General features: G+C 74.4%; 14 protein-coding genes and 1 pseudogene. 12 read left to right on the forward strand and 3 right to left on the reverse strand.

The features are described 5' to 3' along the window. The first annotated feature begins 253 nt into the window (after nt 1-253). The 11 genes and pseudogenes from K7G60_RS28970 to K7G60_RS29020 form a co-directional block, all read left to right on the forward strand. Nucleotides 254-1,372, forward strand: a complete 1,119-nt coding sequence (locus tag K7G60_RS28970; protein ID WP_225803921.1) for an inositol-3-phosphate synthase — start codon at nt 254-256, stop codon at nt 1,370-1,372. Between the two features lie 77 nt (nt 1,373-1,449). Then, entirely contained in the window at nt 1,450-2,532 is a 1,083-nt protein-coding gene (locus K7G60_RS28975) for an SCO3242 family prenyltransferase (RefSeq protein ID WP_374115704.1), read from the forward strand. Further along, nucleotides 2,529-3,407: a sugar phosphate isomerase/epimerase gene (locus K7G60_RS28980; protein WP_225803922.1), complete on the forward strand. Its 879-nt coding sequence runs from the start codon at nt 2,529-2,531 to the stop codon at nt 3,405-3,407. Before K7G60_RS28975 ends, K7G60_RS28980 begins: the two co-directional genes overlap by 4 nt. Continuing rightward, nucleotides 3,401-4,090 carry an EboA domain-containing protein gene (locus K7G60_RS28985; protein ID WP_225803923.1) on the forward strand — a complete coding sequence of 230 codons (690 nt, stop codon included), beginning with the start codon at nt 3,401-3,403 and terminating at the stop codon, nt 4,088-4,090. The genes K7G60_RS28980 and K7G60_RS28985 overlap by 7 nt, the downstream gene beginning before the upstream one ends. Beyond that, nucleotides 4,090-4,938, forward strand: coding sequence for a TatD family hydrolase (locus tag K7G60_RS28990; RefSeq protein WP_225803924.1), 849 nt, complete (start codon nt 4,090-4,092; stop codon nt 4,936-4,938). The genes K7G60_RS28985 and K7G60_RS28990 overlap by 1 nt, the downstream gene beginning before the upstream one ends. A gap of 10 nt (nt 4,939-4,948) precedes the next feature. Continuing rightward, entirely contained in the window at nt 4,949-6,118 is a 1,170-nt protein-coding gene (eboE, locus tag K7G60_RS28995; protein WP_225803925.1) for a metabolite traffic protein EboE, read from the forward strand. A 10-nt stretch (nt 6,119-6,128) separates the two neighbouring features. Next, nucleotides 6,129-7,532, forward strand: a complete 1,404-nt coding sequence (locus tag K7G60_RS29000; RefSeq protein WP_225803926.1) for a nucleotide pyrophosphatase/phosphodiesterase family protein — start codon at nt 6,129-6,131, stop codon at nt 7,530-7,532. A 137-nt stretch (nt 7,533-7,669) separates the two neighbouring features. Beyond that, complete coding sequence (locus K7G60_RS29005) at nt 7,670-8,830, forward strand: sugar phosphate isomerase/epimerase (protein WP_225803927.1); 1,161 nt, start codon at nt 7,670-7,672, stop codon at nt 8,828-8,830. A gap of 41 nt (nt 8,831-8,871) precedes the next feature. Further along, on the forward strand, nt 8,872-10,995 hold the full coding sequence (locus K7G60_RS29010) for a PQQ-dependent sugar dehydrogenase (protein WP_225803928.1): 2,124 nt from the start codon (nt 8,872-8,874) through the stop codon (nt 10,993-10,995). A gap of 183 nt (nt 10,996-11,178) precedes the next feature. After that, entirely contained in the window at nt 11,179-11,445 is a 267-nt protein-coding gene (locus K7G60_RS29015; protein ID WP_031004254.1) for a metal-sensitive transcriptional regulator, read from the forward strand. A 304-nt stretch (nt 11,446-11,749) separates the two neighbouring features. Then, a pseudogene (locus K7G60_RS29020) lies at nt 11,750-12,583 on the forward strand (electron transfer flavoprotein subunit alpha/FixB family protein); the annotation flags it as partial. A 146-nt stretch (nt 12,584-12,729) separates the two neighbouring features. On the opposite strand, the gene K7G60_RS29025 reads toward K7G60_RS29020, so the two are convergent. The 3 genes from K7G60_RS29025 to K7G60_RS29035 all read right to left on the reverse strand — a co-directional run bounded on the left by K7G60_RS29025 (nt 12,730) and on the right by K7G60_RS29035 (nt 14,988). Next, nucleotides 12,730-13,113, reverse strand: a complete 384-nt coding sequence (locus K7G60_RS29025) for a zinc ribbon domain-containing protein (RefSeq protein ID WP_225803929.1) — start codon at nt 13,111-13,113, stop codon at nt 12,730-12,732. A gap of 152 nt (nt 13,114-13,265) precedes the next feature. Then, the gene (locus K7G60_RS29030) at nt 13,266-13,976 is read right to left on the reverse strand and encodes a TetR family transcriptional regulator (RefSeq protein WP_225803930.1); all 711 of its coding nucleotides are present in this window, start codon (nt 13,974-13,976) and stop codon (nt 13,266-13,268) included. Between the two features lie 250 nt (nt 13,977-14,226). Next, entirely contained in the window at nt 14,227-14,988 is a 762-nt protein-coding gene (locus tag K7G60_RS29035; protein ID WP_225803931.1) for an SDR family NAD(P)-dependent oxidoreductase, read from the reverse strand. A gap of 648 nt (nt 14,989-15,636) precedes the next feature. Between K7G60_RS29035 and K7G60_RS29040 the strand changes: the two genes are divergently transcribed. Next, nucleotides 15,637-16,038 (forward strand): heme-binding protein (locus K7G60_RS29040; RefSeq protein WP_225803933.1); only part of this gene is annotated, 402 nt, incomplete at its 3' end.

The raw sequence follows: 16,038 nt of genomic DNA on the forward strand, positions 1-16,038 counted from the left end.
GGGAGCGACCACCCCGTTTTCCTCGGCCCGTCCCACCCGAACCCGCCGGGGCCGAGCGAGGGCCCCACCCCGCGCATTGCCCCCGCCCCGCCCCGCCCCGCGCATTGCCCCGCCCCGCCCCGTGCAGTGCCCCCGCCCCTCGTACCTCACCGCCGGGCGGCCCGCGCCGCCCGCCGCCCGCACCGCGGAGGCGCCGCACCCCATCCCCAGCCCTCCACCCCACGCACCCAACGACCTGGCAAGGAGGCAGCCCGTGACTGACACCCACGCACGCACCGGAGTCTGGTTCGCCGGAGCACGCGGCTCCGTGGCGACCACGGCCGTCGCCGGATGCGCCGCCGTCCGCGCCGGACTCCACCCGGCGACCGGCATGGTCACCGAGACGCCCGCGTTCGCCGGCACCGGACTGCCGCCCCTGGCCGCGCTCGTCTTCGGCGGCCACGACATCGCGTCCTGCCCGCTCCCCAAGCGCGCCGAGCAGCTCACCGGCGCTGGCGTGCTCCCGCACGGGACCGCCGCCGCCGTCCACGCCGAACTCGCCGCCGCCGACGAGGAGATACGCACCGGCGGCCCCCTCCCGGACGACCCCCGCACCGACACCGAACTCATCGCCGACCTCGCCGCCGACCTCGTGTCCTTCCGCCGCCGCCACGCACTGGCACGCGTGGTCGTCGTCAACGTCTCCTGCACGGAGCCGCCGCCCGCGCCCGACGCCGAACGCCTGCCGCCCAGCTCCCTCTACGCCGCCGCGGCCCTGCGGGCCGGCTGCCCGTACGTCGACTTCACCCCGTCCACCGGGCTGCGCACCCCGGACCTCTCGGTCGCCGCGACCGCCGCCGGACTGCCCCACGCGGGCCGCGACGGCAAGACCGGCCAGACGCTGCTGCGCTCCGTGCTCGCCCCGATGTTCGTCCAGCGGGCCCTGGACGTACGGGCCTGGTCCGGCACCAACCTGTTGGGCGGGGGAGACGGGGCGACGCTGGCCGACCCCGCCGCCGCCGCGGCGAAGAACGCCGGCAAGGAGCGCGTCCTCACGGAGACGCTCGGCCACCGGCCGGAGGGCCAGGTCCACATCGACGACGTCCCCGTGCTCGGCGACTGGAAGACGGCCTGGGACCACATCGCCTTCGAGGGCTTCCTCGGATCGCGGATGATCCTCCAGACCATCTGGCAGGGCTGCGACTCCGCACTCGCCGCGCCCCTCGTCCTCGACCTGGCCCGCCTGGTCGCCCGCGCCCACGAAGCCGGGATCTCCGGGCCGCTCCCGGAACTCGGCTTCTACTTCAAGGACCCGGACGGCGGGCCCGCCGGCCTCGCGGAACAGTTCGCCGGGCTGCTGGACTTCGCCGACCGACTGCGGGAGGCGAAGTGACGCACCCCGGCCGCCCGGACCGCGCCGAGCGGAGCGGGCCCGAGCCCGAAGAGGGACGCGGCCGTACGGTCGCACCCGTGTCCGGCCCCGAGTCCGCGCCCCCGTCCGGCCCCGAGTCCGCACCCCCGTCCGGCCCCGCGCCGGCCGTCGGCTCCCTGCCGGTGCCCGCGCCCGAGCCCGGCCTCGCACCGGGCGGCGGCCGGATCCGGGCCTGGGCCGAACTGCTCCGCGTCTCCGCGCTGTTCAGCGTGCCCGGGGACGCGCTCGCCGGCGCCGCGGCCGTCGGCCTGCGGCCCGGCCGGGGGACGGCCTACGCGGTCGGCGCGTCGCTCTGCCTGTACGAGGCGGGCATGGCGCTCAACGACTGGGCCGACCGCGAGGAGGACGCCGTCGACCGTCCCCACCGCCCCCTGCCCTCCGGTCGGATCGCTCCGGCCGCGGCACTGGGCGCGGCCGGCCTCCTGACCGCCGCCGGCCTCGCCCTCGCCTCCCGCGCCGGCCGCCCGGCCCTCACCGCGGCCGCCGCCCTGGCCGGCACGGTGTGGGCCTACGACCTCCGCCTCAAGCACACGCCCGCCGCCCCCGCCGCCATGGCCACCGCCCGCGCCCTCGACCTCGTCCTGGGCGCGACGGCCACGGGCCCCGCACCGGGACGGACCGCCGCCACGGTGCCGGTCCGACGTCCCCCCGGCCCCGTCACACCCGCCCCGGTCGCGCGGCGCGGTGCGGCGACCCGTACCGGACTCCGGGTCGCGGCGCCCGCGGGCGCGCTCGCGGTCCATACGTACGCCGTCACCGCCGTGTCCCGGCACGAGGCGCAGGGTGGCTCGACGCTCGCCCCGCTCGGGGCCCTCGCCGCGACGTCCGCGCTCGGGGCCGTCACCGCCCTCCGGGCGCTCCGGAAGCCGGGCGGCGCGGCGGCGCTCGTACCACTGCTGCCCGCCGCCCTGTACGTCGGCACCACCGCCGTGCCCCTGCTCCACGCCGCGCTCAACCCCTCCCCGGCCCTCACCCGGCGCGCCGTCGGCGGCGGGATCCGCGCCATGATCCCGCTCCAGGCCGCGCTCGCGGCCCGAGCCGGGGCGACCGGCACCGGGATCGGCGTGCTGGGGCTCGCCCCCCTCGCCCGCGCCCTCGCAGAGAAGGTGAGCGCCACATGAGCGCACGGCAGGGACTCCGCCTCGGGTACGGCACCAACGGCCTCACCGACCTCCGTCTCGACGACGCCCTCGGGCTGCTCGCGGACCTGGGCTACGACGGCGTCGGGCTCACGCTCGACCACATGCACCTGGACCCGATCGCGCCCGGCCTCGCCGCCCGTACCGCCCGGGTCGCCCGCCGGCTCGGCGCGCTCGGACTCACCGCGACCGTCGAGACCGGGGCCCGGTACGTGCTCGACCCTCGCCGCAAGCACGGCCCCTCGCTGCTCGACGCCGACCCGCGGAACCGTGCCGCCCGGGTCCGCCTGCTGCTCACGGCGGTCGGGGTCGCGGCGGACCTCGGGGCGCACGCCGTGCACTGCTTCAGCGGCGTCACCCCGCCGGGCACCGACGACGCCACGGCGTGGCGGCGCCTGACGGAGGCGCTGGCGCCCGTGCTCGACGCCGCCGCCGACGCGGGCGTGCCGCTCGCGATCGAACCCGAACCGGGACACCTCCTCGCCACCCTCGACGACTTCCACCGGCTGCGTGTCGCACTCGGCGACCCCGCGCCCCTCGGCCTCACCCTCGACATCGGCCACTGCCAGTGCCTGGAAGCGGCGCCGCCCGCCGCGTGCGTCCGCGCTGCGGCACCCTGGCTGCGCCACGTGCAGATCGAGGACATGCGGCGCGGTGTGCACGAGCACCTGCCGTTCGGCGAGGGCGAGATCGACTTTCCGCCCGTCCTCGACGCCCTCGCGGCCACCGGTTACCAGGGCCTCACCGTCGTCGAACTGCCCCGCCACTCGCACGCCGGCCCGCGACTGGCCGCGGAATCGGCCGCGTTCCTGCGCGACGCGGCCGCGACCGCCGCGAAGGGAGCGCCGGCATGCTGACGCCACCACCGCCCCGGACCCGCGCGGACATCGAGGCCCGGCTGCCCGACGACCACGCCCGCGCCTGGTTCGCCGAGGCCCTCGCCGACGCCACCCGAGCTGCGACGGCACCACAGGCGCCACCCGCCGCCGACCCCGTCCGTGCGGCGTCAGCAGCACAGGCACCGCCCGCGCCCCACCCGGCGCGTCCCGCCTGGCAGCTGCACTTCGTCACCGCCGGCCGGCACTGCGGCAGGGACGCCGCGGACGCCGTACGGGCCCTGCTGCTGATCGAGGCCCGGCCCGGTACGGAGACGCTGACCCGCCTCTACCGGGAAGGCAGTGCCGCCGAGCGCCGCGCGGTGCTCCACGCCCTGCCCTCCCTCGTCGACGGCCCCCAGGCCACGCCCCTCGTGGACGACGCCCTGCGCACGCACGACACCCGGCTGATCGCCGCCGCCGTCGGCCCCTACGCCGCGGCCCACCTGGCCCCGCACGCCTGGCGGCACGCCGTCCTGAAGTGCCTCTTCACCGGCGTCCCGCTGAGCGCCGTGACGGACCTGGCGCGGCGGGCCGCGGGCGACGCGGAACTCGCCCGCATGCTCGCCGCCCACGCCGCCGAACGCACCGCGGCGGGCCGGGAGGTCCCCCGCGACCTCCGCCACGCCCTGACCCTGACCGGCGTACCGACCGAGGAGCCGTGATGCGCATCTTCGACCCGCACATCCACATGACGTCGCGCACCACCGACGACTACGAGGCGATGTACGCGGCGGGCGTCCGCGCCGTGGTCGAACCGGCCTTCTGGCTCGGCCAGCCGCGCACCTCTCCCGCCAGTTTCCTCGACTACTTCGACGCGCTGCTCGGCTGGGAGCCGTTCCGTGCCGCCCAGTACGGCATCGCCCACCACTGCACGATCGCGCTCAACCCCAAGGAGGCCAACGACCCGCGCTGCACGCCCGTCCTCGACGAGCTGCCCCGCTACCTCGTCAAGGACTCCGTCGTCGCCGTCGGCGAGATCGGCTACGACGCGATGACACCCGCCGAGGACACCGCACTCGCCGCCCAGCTCCAGCTCGCCGCCGACCACGGCCTGCCCGCCCTCGTCCACACCCCGCACCGGGACAAGCTCGCCGGACTCCACCGCACCCTCGACGTCGTCCGCGAGTCGGCCCTGCCCGTCGAGCGGACCCTCCTGGACCACCTCAACGAGACGACCGTCGCCGCCGCCGCGGACAGCGGCTGCTGGCTCGGCTTCTCCGTCTATCCCGACACCAAGATGGACACGGACCGCATGGTGACCATCCTGCGGACCTTCGGCACCGAGAGGATCCTCGTCAACTCGGCGGCCGACTGGGGCAGGAGCGATCCGCTGAAGACCCGCGAGGTCGCCGACGCCATGCTCGCCGCCGACTTCACCGACGACGACGTCGACCGGGTCCTGTGGCGCAACCCCGTCGCCTTCTACGGACTCAGCGGCCGGCTCCAGCTCGACGTCCCCGCCCCGGACGCCCTGCACGAGGGCAACTCCGTGCTGCGCGGCGGGGAATGAGGAGGGACCCGTGCGCTTCCGCCACCCGGACGGCACCCTCGTCCACCTCTCCTACTGCACCAACGTCCACCCCGCCGAGACCCTCGACGGCGTCCTCGCCCAGCTCCGCGACCACTGCGAGCCGGTGCGCCGACGCCTCGGCCGCGACCGGCTCGGCATCGGCCTCTGGCTCGCCAAGGAAGCCGCCCACGCCCTGGTCGACGACCCGGTGGCGCTGCGCGGGCTCCAGACCGAGCTGGACCGCCGCGGCCTCGAGGTCGTCACCCTCAACGGCTTCCCCTACGAGGGCTTCGGCGCCGAGGCGGTCAAACACCGCGTCTACCGCCCCGACTGGACCGAGCCGGAGCGCCTCGCCCACACCACCGACCTCGCCCGCCTCCTCGCCGCCCTGCTCCCCGACGACGTCGCCGAGGGAAGCGTCTCCACCCTGCCGCTCGCCTGGCGCACCGGCTTCGACGAGCGCGCCGCCGCCACCGCCCGAGCCGCACTCACCACCCTGACGGAACGGCTCGACGCACTGGAGGAGCTGACCGGCAAGTCCGTCCGCATCGCCCTCGAACCCGAACCGGGCTGCGTGGTGGAGACCACCACCGACGCCGTCGGAGCGCTCACCGGCCTGTCCGGCGACCGCGTCGGCGTCTGCGTCGACACCTGCCACCTCGCGACCTGCTTCGAGGACCCGGCCACGGCGCTCGCCGCACTCGACGCCGCCGGCATCCGCGTCCCCAAGGCCCAGCTCTCCACCGCCCTGCACGCCGAACACCCCCACCGGCCCGACGTACGCGCCGCGCTCGCCGCCTTCGCCGAACCGCGCTTCCTGCACCAGACCCGCACGGCCACCGCCGCGGGGCTCCGCGGCACCGACGACCTGCCCGAAGCGCTCGCGGGGGACACCCTGCCCGACACGGCCCCCTGGCGCGCCCACTTCCACGTCCCCCTGCACGTCCCGCCCGCCCCGCCGCTCACCTCCACGCTCCCCGTCCTCGAGGACGCCCTGACCCATCTGGTCGGCGGCGCCCACCCCCGCACCCGCCACCTGGAGGTCGAGACGTACACCTGGCAGGCCCTCCCGCGCGGAGCGCGGCCCCGCACCCGCGGCCACCTCGCCGACGGCATCGCCGCCGAACTCACCCTCGCTCGCGACCTGCTCACCGGCCTCGGCCTGAAGGAACTCCCGTGAAGGAACTCCCATGACCGACGCGAAGCCCCCGGCCGACGGGCGCCCGACCCCCCTCCTCGTCCTCGACGTCGTCGGCCTCACCCCCCGGCTCCTCGACCACATGCCCCGCCTCCGCGCCCTCGCCGACTCCGGCTCGCGGGCTCCCCTGTCCACCGTGCTGCCCGCCGTCACCTGCACCGCCCAGTCCACCTTCCTCACCGGCACCCCGCCCGCCGGGCACGGCATCGTCGGCAACGGCTGGTACTTCCGCGAACTCGGCGACGTCCTGCTGTGGCGCCAGCACAACGGACTGGTCGCCGGCGACAAGATCTGGGACGCCGCCCGCCGCGCCCACCCCGGCTACACCGTCGCCAACATCTGCTGGTGGTACGCGATGGGCGCCGACACCGACATCACCGTCACCCCCCGTCCCGTCTACTACGCCGACGGGCGCAAGGAACCCGACTGCTACACCCGCCCCCCGGCCCTCCACGACGAACTCACCGCGGAGTTCGGCACGTTCCCCCTCTTCCGGTTCTGGGGGCCGGGCGCCTCCCTCGCCTCCAGCCGGTGGATCGCGGACGCCACCCGCCACATCATGCGCACCCGCCGCCCGGACCTGACGCTCTGCTACCTCCCGCATCTCGACTACGACCTCCAGCGGTACGGCCCCGACGACCCGCGCTCGCTTCGCGCGGCCGCCGAACTCGACGCTGTCATCGGGCCGTTGCTCGACGACGCCCGCGCCGAGGGCCGCACGGTCGTCGCCCTGTCCGAGTACGGGATCACCCGCGTCAGCCGTCCCGTCGACATCAACCGCGCCCTGCGGCGCGCCGGACTCCTCGACGTCCACACCCAGGACGGCATGGAGTACCTCGACCCGATGGCCTCCCGGGCCTTCGCCGTCGCCGATCACCAACTCGCCCACGTCTACGTCCGCCGCCCCGAGGACCTCGCGGCCACCCGCACGGCCCTCCAGGACCTGCCCGGCGTCGAGCGACTCCTCGACGACGAGGGAAAGAAGGCACATGGCCTGGACCACCCCCGCTCCGGCGAGCTGGTCGCCGTCGCCGAACCCGACGCCTGGTTCACGTACTACTACTGGCTGGACGACGCGCGCGCCCCCGACTTCGCCCGGCTCGTCGAGATCCACCGCAAACCCGGCTACGACCCGGCCGAACTGTTCATGGACCCCCAGGACCCCTACGTACGGCTCAAGGCCGCGGCCGCCGTGGCCCGCAAGAAGGCCGGCCTGCGCTACCGCGTGGCGGTCGTGCCCCTGGACCCCTCACCCGTCCGCGGCAGCCACGGCCGGCTGCCCGCGAGCGACGCGGACGGCCCGCTCATCCTCTGCTCCGCCCCCGGCGCCCTGCCCGGCCGCACCGCGGCCACCGAGGTGAAGCCGCTCCTCCTGCGGCTCGCCGGCCTCGCCTGACCCGCCGCGCCGCTCCCCGTACCGCCGCGCCCTCTGCCGGGCTGCTCCGCCGTCCGGCCCCGAGCTTTCCGGCGCCCGGGACGCACCCGTACCCCCGTCACCACCCGTACCCCCGTCACGACGAAAGCGAGAACGCCATGGCCACGTCCCCCGAAGAGACCACCTCCGGCGACGAGCTGCGCCGCACGCTCGGTGTCAGCCGCCGCCGCTTCCTCAGCACCTGCACGGCCGCCGCGGCCGTGGCGATCGCCGCCCCCGTCTTCGGCTCCTCGCCCGCCCTGGCGCAGACCGAGCCCGAGACGGCCGACGACCACGGCCGCTCCGCCCTCGTCCCGCCGGACAAGCGCGGACTGATCCTCTACACCGTCCGGGACGCGGTGGCACGCGACCCGCTCGCCTCCGACCTGCCGTCCGGTTTCCGCGAGGTGTTCCGGCAGCTGGCCCGGTACGGCTACCGGCAGGTGGAGTTCGCCGGGTACCGCCAGCACGCCAACGCCCCCGGCGGCGCGGACCTCGGCACCGTCGAGGGCGCGCGGCTGATGCGCTCCTGGCTCGACGAGTACGGGCTGCGCGCCCAGGGCAGCCACGGCTTCATCCCGGGCTCCTGGCCGCTCACCCCCGCCGACCTGGACGCGTTCCGCCGGGCCCTGGAGATCGCGAACATCCTCGGCATGGAGCACATGGGCACCGGCGGCGACCCGACCGGCAGCCCCTACCGCGCCGACTGGGACGTCGCCGCCGACAAGTGGAACACCCTGGGCGCCCTCGCCGCCCGGGAAGGGATCAAGCTCTACACCCACAACCACGACAGCGCCTACGACTTCCTCCTCGACGGCGGCCCGCTCGACGCCCAGGGCCGGCCGACCCGCAGCTCCGGCATCCGGAAGCTGGAGTACTTCCTGCGGATCAGCGACCCCGGAAGCGTCTACCTGGAGCTGGACGTCTTCTGGGCCCACGTGGCCCAGTACAAGTTCCACACCTACACCGCCCACGACGGCACCCGGCACGAGCAGGTCTTCGACCCGGCCGGGCTCGTGGCCCGCCACACGCCCCGCTTCCCGCTCTTCCACGCCAAGGACGGCGTGATCAATCCGCAGAGCGGCATGGGCTACGACATGGTGCCGTTCGGCACCGGCGACATCGACTACCGCCGGTTCTTCACCCGGGTCGGTGCGAAGAACCGCCACCACCCGATGGTCGAGCAGGACACCGCCCCGAGCGCCACCGTCCCCGGGCAGTCGCTGGAGTACGCCCGCATCGGCTACGACAACCTCGCCGCCCTCCGCGCCCACCGCTGACCACGACGCACCGCCCCGAACCAGTAGCGAAGGAGTTCCGCGTGCGCAACAGACGGATCGTCACCCTCCTGGGCACGGCGGCGCTGGCCGGCGCCATCGGGCTGCTGCCCCTGGCCCCCGTCCAGGCCACCACCGCACCGGACGCGGCCCCACCGGCCGCGCCGGCCTTCCAGAAGGTCACCCTCAACGACCGGCCGGGCGAGCCCATGGCCCTCGCCGTCCTGCCCGACCTGCGCGTCCTGCACACCGCGCGCACCGGCGAGATCCGCATCCACGACCCGAAGAGCGGCGTGAACTTCCTCGCCGCCGACATGAAGAAGAGCCCCGCCGGGCTCTACCAGCACGACGAGGAAGGCGTCCAGGGCATCGCCGTCGACCCCGACTTCGCCAGGAACCACTGGGTCTACCTCTACTACTCGCCCCGCCTCGACACCCCCATGGACGACCCGGCCACCCCGGGCGTCAACGAGGGCGACGCCCCGCAGACCGGCACGCCCGCGGACTTCGCCCCGTACAAGGGCTACACCCGGCTCTCCCGGTTCAAGCTCACGGGGAACACGCTGGACTACGGCTCCGAGCAGAAGATCATCGACATCCCCGCCGACCGCGGCATCTGCTGCCACGTCGGCGGCAAGATCGACTTCGACCACCGGGGCAACCTGTTCCTGTCGACCGGCGACGACTCCAACCCCTTCTCCTCGGACGGCTACGCCCCGATCGACGACCGCCCCGACCGCAACCCCGTCTACGACGCCCGCCGCACCTCGGGCAACACCGACGACCTGCGCGGCAAGGTGCTCCGCATCAAGGTCAAGCGCCACGGCGGCTACGTGATCCCCGACGGCAACCTCTTCGCGCCCGGCACACCGAAGACCCGCCCCGAGATCTACGCCATGGGCCTGCGCAATCCCTTCCGCTTCGGGGTGGACAAGCGGACCGGTGAGGTCTACGTCGGCGACTACTCGCCCGACGCCCGCACCGCCCGCCCGGACCGGGGCCCCGCCGGGCAGGGCCGCTGGATGGTCATCGACCGTCCCGCCAACTACGGCTGGCCGTTCTGCGTGACCCGCGACCAGCCTTACCAGGACTACGACTTCGCCACCCAGAAGTCCGCCGGAGCCTTCGACTGCTCCGCTCCGGTCAACGACTCGCGCCACAACACCGGCCTGACCGAGCTGCCACCGGTCACGGACGCCGAGATCGTCTACGGGTACGGTGCCTCCGCGGAGTTCCCGCAGCTCGGCACGGGCGGCATCGGCCCCATGGGCGGCCCGGCCTACCGGTACGACAAGCACAACACCGCCGAGAACCGCTGGCCCGCCTCCTTCGACGGCAAGCCGCTCTTCTACGAGTGGACCCGCGACCAGATGAAGGCCCTCACCCTCGGCAAGCGCAACGAGGTGCTCGCCATCGACGACGCCGTCCCCGGCATCCGGACGGACGGACCGATCGACGCCGAGTTCGGCCCCGACGGCGCGCTCTACGTCCTGGAGTACGGCACCGGCTACTTCGCGGAACTGCCCGAGGCCCAGCTCTCCCGCATCGACTACGTCCGGGGTAACCGCACGCCCGAGCCCAAGGCCGCCGCGGACGTGGTCAACGGCGTGAATCCGCTGACCGTACGCTTCTCCGCCGCCGGCACGACGGACGCCGACGGGGACGCGCTCCGCTACGCGTGGGACTTCGACGCCGACGGCACCGTGGACTCCACCCAGGCCGACCCCACGCACACGTTCACGACGAACGGCGTCTTCGAAGCCACCCTGAAGGTCACCGACAGCACCGGGCGCTCGGCCTCCACCGCCGTCCAGGTCGTCGTCGGCAACAAGGCGCCGGTCGTCTCCCTCACCACCGACCCCGCTCCGCACGGGGGCACCGCGTTCCACTGGGGCGACACGGTCACCTGGAAGGTCGACATCACCGACGACCAGCCGGTCGACTGCTCGAAGGTCACCGTCTCGTTCATCCTCGGCCACGACTCGCACGGGCACCCGCTGTCGTCGAGCACCGGCTGCTCGGGCTCGTTCCGGACGTTCGTGGACGGCGGCCACGCCGGCTCGGACAACCTGAAGGCCGTCTTCAACGCCTCGTACAAGGACACGCCCCCGGCGGGACTGCCGTCCCTCTCGGGCAGCGCGGAGGTGGCCCTGACACCGGCCGGCTGACACGCACCACGTCCGTGCGGGGCCCTCGGGGCGGGTTCGCCGCCCCGAGGGCCCTCACACGTGTGACGACGACGGGTGCCGCGGAAGTGCCCCGGGCGGGCTCCCGGGAATCGGCCGCACACTCCTGACGTTATACCCACAGGGGTATTCTCGAGTCGACGGTCGGTGAGAAGGAGGAGCCCGGTGAAGGTGGAAGAAGAGGCGGCGACCGCGGTCCTCAACCGGCTGCGACGGGCGCAGGGGCAGCTCGCGGGAGTCATCGCCATGATCGAAGCGGGCCGTGACTGCAAGGACGTCGTCACCCAGCTCGCGGCCGTCTCCCGCGCCCTGGACCGGGCCGGCTTCAAGATCGTCGCGAGCGGCATGCGCCAGTGCCTCGCCGAGAGCGAGGAGGGCGCGCCCCCCATGAGCGAGCAGGAGTTGGAGAAGCTCTTCCTCACCCTCGCGTGACACGCGACGGCGGCGGACGACGCCTAGGCGGCTGGGGCAGACCCTCTCCGCGGTCGTGCGAGGGCGGTCGGAGGCGACCTTCCGGCGGTGGCCGAACGCCGCCACCGCGGCGCCGACCGGACACGGGCCGGCTCCGACCCGACGACCTCCTGACTCGCGCCGGACGCTCGGACGGGACGAACCGCCCCCCTGATCCACCTGGCAGGGCTGTTCGTTCCGATACGGAGGGCGTCGCTGCCGAGGCCGCCGGCGAGTGACCGCGGGCGACGAGCGCCTGTGGCGGCGTTCGGATCGGCCGACGACGTCAGCCGATCCGATCGCCGCCACCGCCGGCGAGTACGGCGCGGCCACCGTGTACGTCGCGGACGGCGCCGAGTTCACCGAGCGGCTCGTGGTCCCCAAGGTCGACGCGCTCACCCAGATCGCGAAGGAGAGGGAGGTGGCCGCCGTCCTGGTGACCTCCTCCGGCGAGGGCAAGGAGATCGCCGCCCGCGTCGCGCTGCGCCTGGGCTCCGGCCTGATCACCGACGCCGTGGAGCTGGAGGCCGGAGACAAGGGCCCGGTCGCCACGCAGTCCGTCTTCGCCGCCTCGTACCAGGTGAGGTCCACCGTCTCGCACGGCGTGCCGGTCATCACCGTCAAGCCGAACTCCGCCGCCCCCCAGGCCGCCCCGGCCGCCGGCACGGTGGAGAACGTCACGGTCGCCTTCACCGGCAACGCCGCCCGGGTCGTCTCGCGCACCCCGCGCGTCTCCACCGGCCGCCCCGAGCTGACCGAGTCCGCGATCGTGGTCTCCGGCGGCCGCGGCGTCGGCGCGGCCGAGGGCTTCGCCGTCGTGGAGAAGCTGGCCGACTCGCTCGGCGCGGCCGTCGGCGCCTCCCGGGCCGCGGTGGACGCCGGCTGGTACCCGCACGCCAACCAGGTCGGCCAGACCGGCAAGCAGGTCTCGCCGCAGCTGTACGTGGCGGCGGGCATCTCCGGCGCGATCCAGCACCGGGCCGGCATGCAGACCTCGAAGACCATCGTCGCGGTCAACAAGGACCCCGAGGCCCCGATCTTCGACCTGGTCGACTACGGCGTGGTCGGCGACCTCTTCGAGGTGCTCCCCCAGCTCACGGACGAGATCGGCGCGCGCTGATCCCGTGACGGACGCGTTCGGTGCGCCGATCCCGTGACGGACGGGATCGGTGCACCGATCTCCCGGGCGAAGAAAAGCATGAAGTGAAGAAGGGGTGGGTGGCACTCTGTGCCACCCACCCCTTCTTCACGTCCGTGTCCGGCGGCTCAGTACCAGCCGTCGAGGGGGACCTCCTCGCAGAGCCGGACGACCGGCCTGCGCCCGGCGGAGGCGGTGCCGGAGAGCTTGACCCGGACCCCGGGGCGCACCGCGTGCAGCGGTCCGTCGACGCGGCAGCGGACGACGAAACCCTCCGTCATGTGGACCGGCCAGAGGTCGGCGTCGGCGGCCGCGACCCCGCGGCGTACGGATATCACGCCCTCGCCCCCGCTGAGTTCGGGCGCCAGGTCGGTCGACCCGCAGGTCGGGCAGAGCAGACGCTGGAACGTCGTGGTGTGGCACCAGCGGCAGCGCTGGAAGTACAGCTCGGACTCAGGGGCCGACTCCTCGGCCTGGACGGCGGTCCCGCTCCTCATTCCCGTGTGGAACACGATGCCTTCTCCTTGCACTCGGCGGCTCGACCGTGCATGGAGCAAAGATATGGCACTGAGTGCCACCAAATAAAGACCTGAGTTCCCTCAATTCGAGATACCGAGAACCCTGAGGCCATTCGGTGACCCCCCGGAGACCCCCCGGTGACCCCTCAGCCCTCGCCGAGGCTCGACTCCACCTCGCGCACCACGCGCCACATGGGGGTGGAGCGCTTGGTGATCACCACCACGACGTCCTCGGTCTCCTCGGCCGGCGCGTCCGCCGCCTGGCCGCCGGTGGCCCAGGTGGCGCGGACGAACTCCAGGGCCCCGTCGACCTCCGCCAGCGGGTCGCCCTCGCCGCCCGAGCGCAGCCAGTGCCGCAGGGCGTGGTTGTGGGCGGCGACCACGGCCGCAGCGACGACGTTGGCGCGCAGGGTGCCGTCCCTGCGGTCGGCCCAGCGGGTGCGCAGGTAGTCGCCGAGGGTCTTCTCGTACCGCCAGACCACCGACAGCTCGTACGTGCGCAGTCCGGCCACCTCGCGGGTGAGCCGGTAGCGCTGCACGGAGAAGGTGGGGTTCTCGGCGTACATCCGCATGACGAGGCGGGCGGCGTCGCAGACCCGGACGACCGGGTCGTCGGAGTCGGCGCTCGCGGCGAGGAAGCGGGTCATGTCGGCGAGGCACTGCTCGTGGTCGGGGAAGACCACGTCCTCCTTCGAGGGGAAGTACCGGAAGAAGGACCGCCGGCCGACGCCCGCGAGCGTGACGATGTCGTCGACGGTGGTCTGCTCGTAGCCCCGCTCCAGGAAGAGCTGGAAGGCCGCGGCGATGAGGGAGTCCCGCATCGCGGGCTTCGTGGAGTTCGTCGAGGCTGTTCCCATGGCCCGAACCTAACACCCGGACGGACCTCCTGCGGCACTCGGTACCGGAAGAATCCGGCACCGAGTGCTGTCCTGGGGGTACGGAGGCCCAGGAGGCACCCCGACGGGCCCGCAGGCCTTCGGGCCGCGGCGGCTTCGCGGGGGCCGCAACGGCCTTGCGGGGCTGCCCGGGGGGGCGTGCAAGCCCCCGGGCAGCCCCCACCGGCCGGCACCGTGCGGCCGGTCCCCGAGCCCCCGGCCGGTCAGGACCTCAGCGGGCGCTCATGCGGAGGGCGCCGTCCATGCGGATCGTCTCGCCGTTGAGGTAGTCGTGCTCGGCGATCATCGTCACCAGCCGGGCGTACTCCTCCGGGCGCGCGAGGCGCTGCGGGAAGGTGACGCTCGCGGCGAGACCGGCCCGGACGTCCTCGCCGAAGCCGGCCATCATCGGGGTGTCGACGATGCCGGGGGCGATGGTGACGACCCGGATGCCGAACTGCGCCAGGTCACGCGCGGCGGTGACGGTCATCCCGGCGACGCCCGCCTTGGAGGCGGCGTACGCGATCTGGCCGACCTGCCCCTCGAAGGCGGCGATGGACGCGGTGTTCACGACGAGGCCGCGCTGCCCGTGCTCGTCGGGCTCGTGGCGGGCGATGGCCTCGGCGGCGAGCCGCATCACGTTGAAGGTGCCGAGCAGGTTGACGTTGAGCACCGTACGGAACAGGTCGAGGTCGTGCGGTCCCTTGCGGCCCAGGATGCGGGCGGAGGGGGCGATGCCCGCGCAGTTCACGGCGAGCCGCAGTTCGGCGCCGTCGGCGTCGATCGCGGCGAGCGCCTCGCGGACCTGCTCCTCGTCGGTGACGTCAGCGGCGAGCAGCCGGACGCCCTCGGGCATCGGCCCGGCGGCGGCCACGGCCTTGTCCAGGTCCAGGCCGTAGACGGTGGCGCCGCGTGCGGCGAGCGCGGCGGCGGTGGCGGCGCCGAGGCCGGAAGCGGCGCCGGTGACGAGAGCGGCGGAGCCGGCGATGTCCATGGAACTCCTCGTTCGTGTCGTGCGGGTGCGACCCTGCCGCCGGGATGGCCGCCGGATCGGGCGCGTGCCCGCGGAGGACCGCGCGGTCCGCGCGATCTGCGCCGCCCACCATAGAACCGTGTGCGCCGCCCCCGGAAGCGGAGGCCGAGCCGCGGACCGGGAGGGAGGGCCCGGCCTCTTCGCCGAGCCGTCCGGCGGCCGGGGCCGCCCCGACGCCGGGGGCAGGCCCCCCGGGCGCGGCTCCGACCACGCTTCTGCCTGAATGAACGTCAGAAGGCCTTTTCCGGAAGGTACTTGCCGCCATGGGCGATGACGGTGGGGTCGGCGGCCTCCTTCACGTCCAGTGCTCACCGGGATCGTCCGGCGCACCGCGCCGGCCACCGTCCTGCCCGACGCCGCCACCCGGGACCCCCCGTGGCCGAGCCCGGTGCCGCCCTCCCCCGCGCCGCCGTCCCGCGCGGGGCCTTCTCCCCGCCCGGGTCAACCGATCGGTCGACCCCGGGGTCCACCACCCGGGCGGCCGGGTGCAGCCGGGACGACGACGGGCGGCGGCGGGGCACGGCACCAGGATGGGAGACAGAGCGGGCCACGGCTTCCCGACGGCCCCGCGGTTCCCCGAGTCCACTGGAGCAGATCCCCATGAAGCACGTGAAGAAGGCCTCCTCGCGCACCCGTGTCGTGACCGGTGGCGCGATCGTCGCCGCCCTCGCCCTCGGCGGCTTCGGGGCCTACTCCGCGAGCGCCACCGGCGAGGACACGGCGGCCGCGCCGGCCGCCGCCACCGCCGAGGCGGACGCCAGGAACAAGAACACGACGCGCTCCACGCACCTGACGATCGAGGCGGCCACGAAGGCCGCGCAGGCGACCCTGGACGCCGCCGAGGCGGAGAACCAGCGCGTGTCGGTCGCGGTCGTGGACCGCAACGGCAACACGATCGTCACCCTGCGCGGCGACGGCGCCGGCCCGCAGTCCTACGAGTCGGCCGAGAAGAAGGCGTTCACCGCCGTCTCCTGGAACGCCCCGACCTCCGAGCTGGCCAAGCGCCTGACG

Origin of the sequence: Streptomyces sp. NK15101, from assembly GCF_020400725.1 — a bacterium.
Classification (GTDB): domain Bacteria; phylum Actinomycetota; class Actinomycetes; order Streptomycetales; family Streptomycetaceae; genus Streptomyces.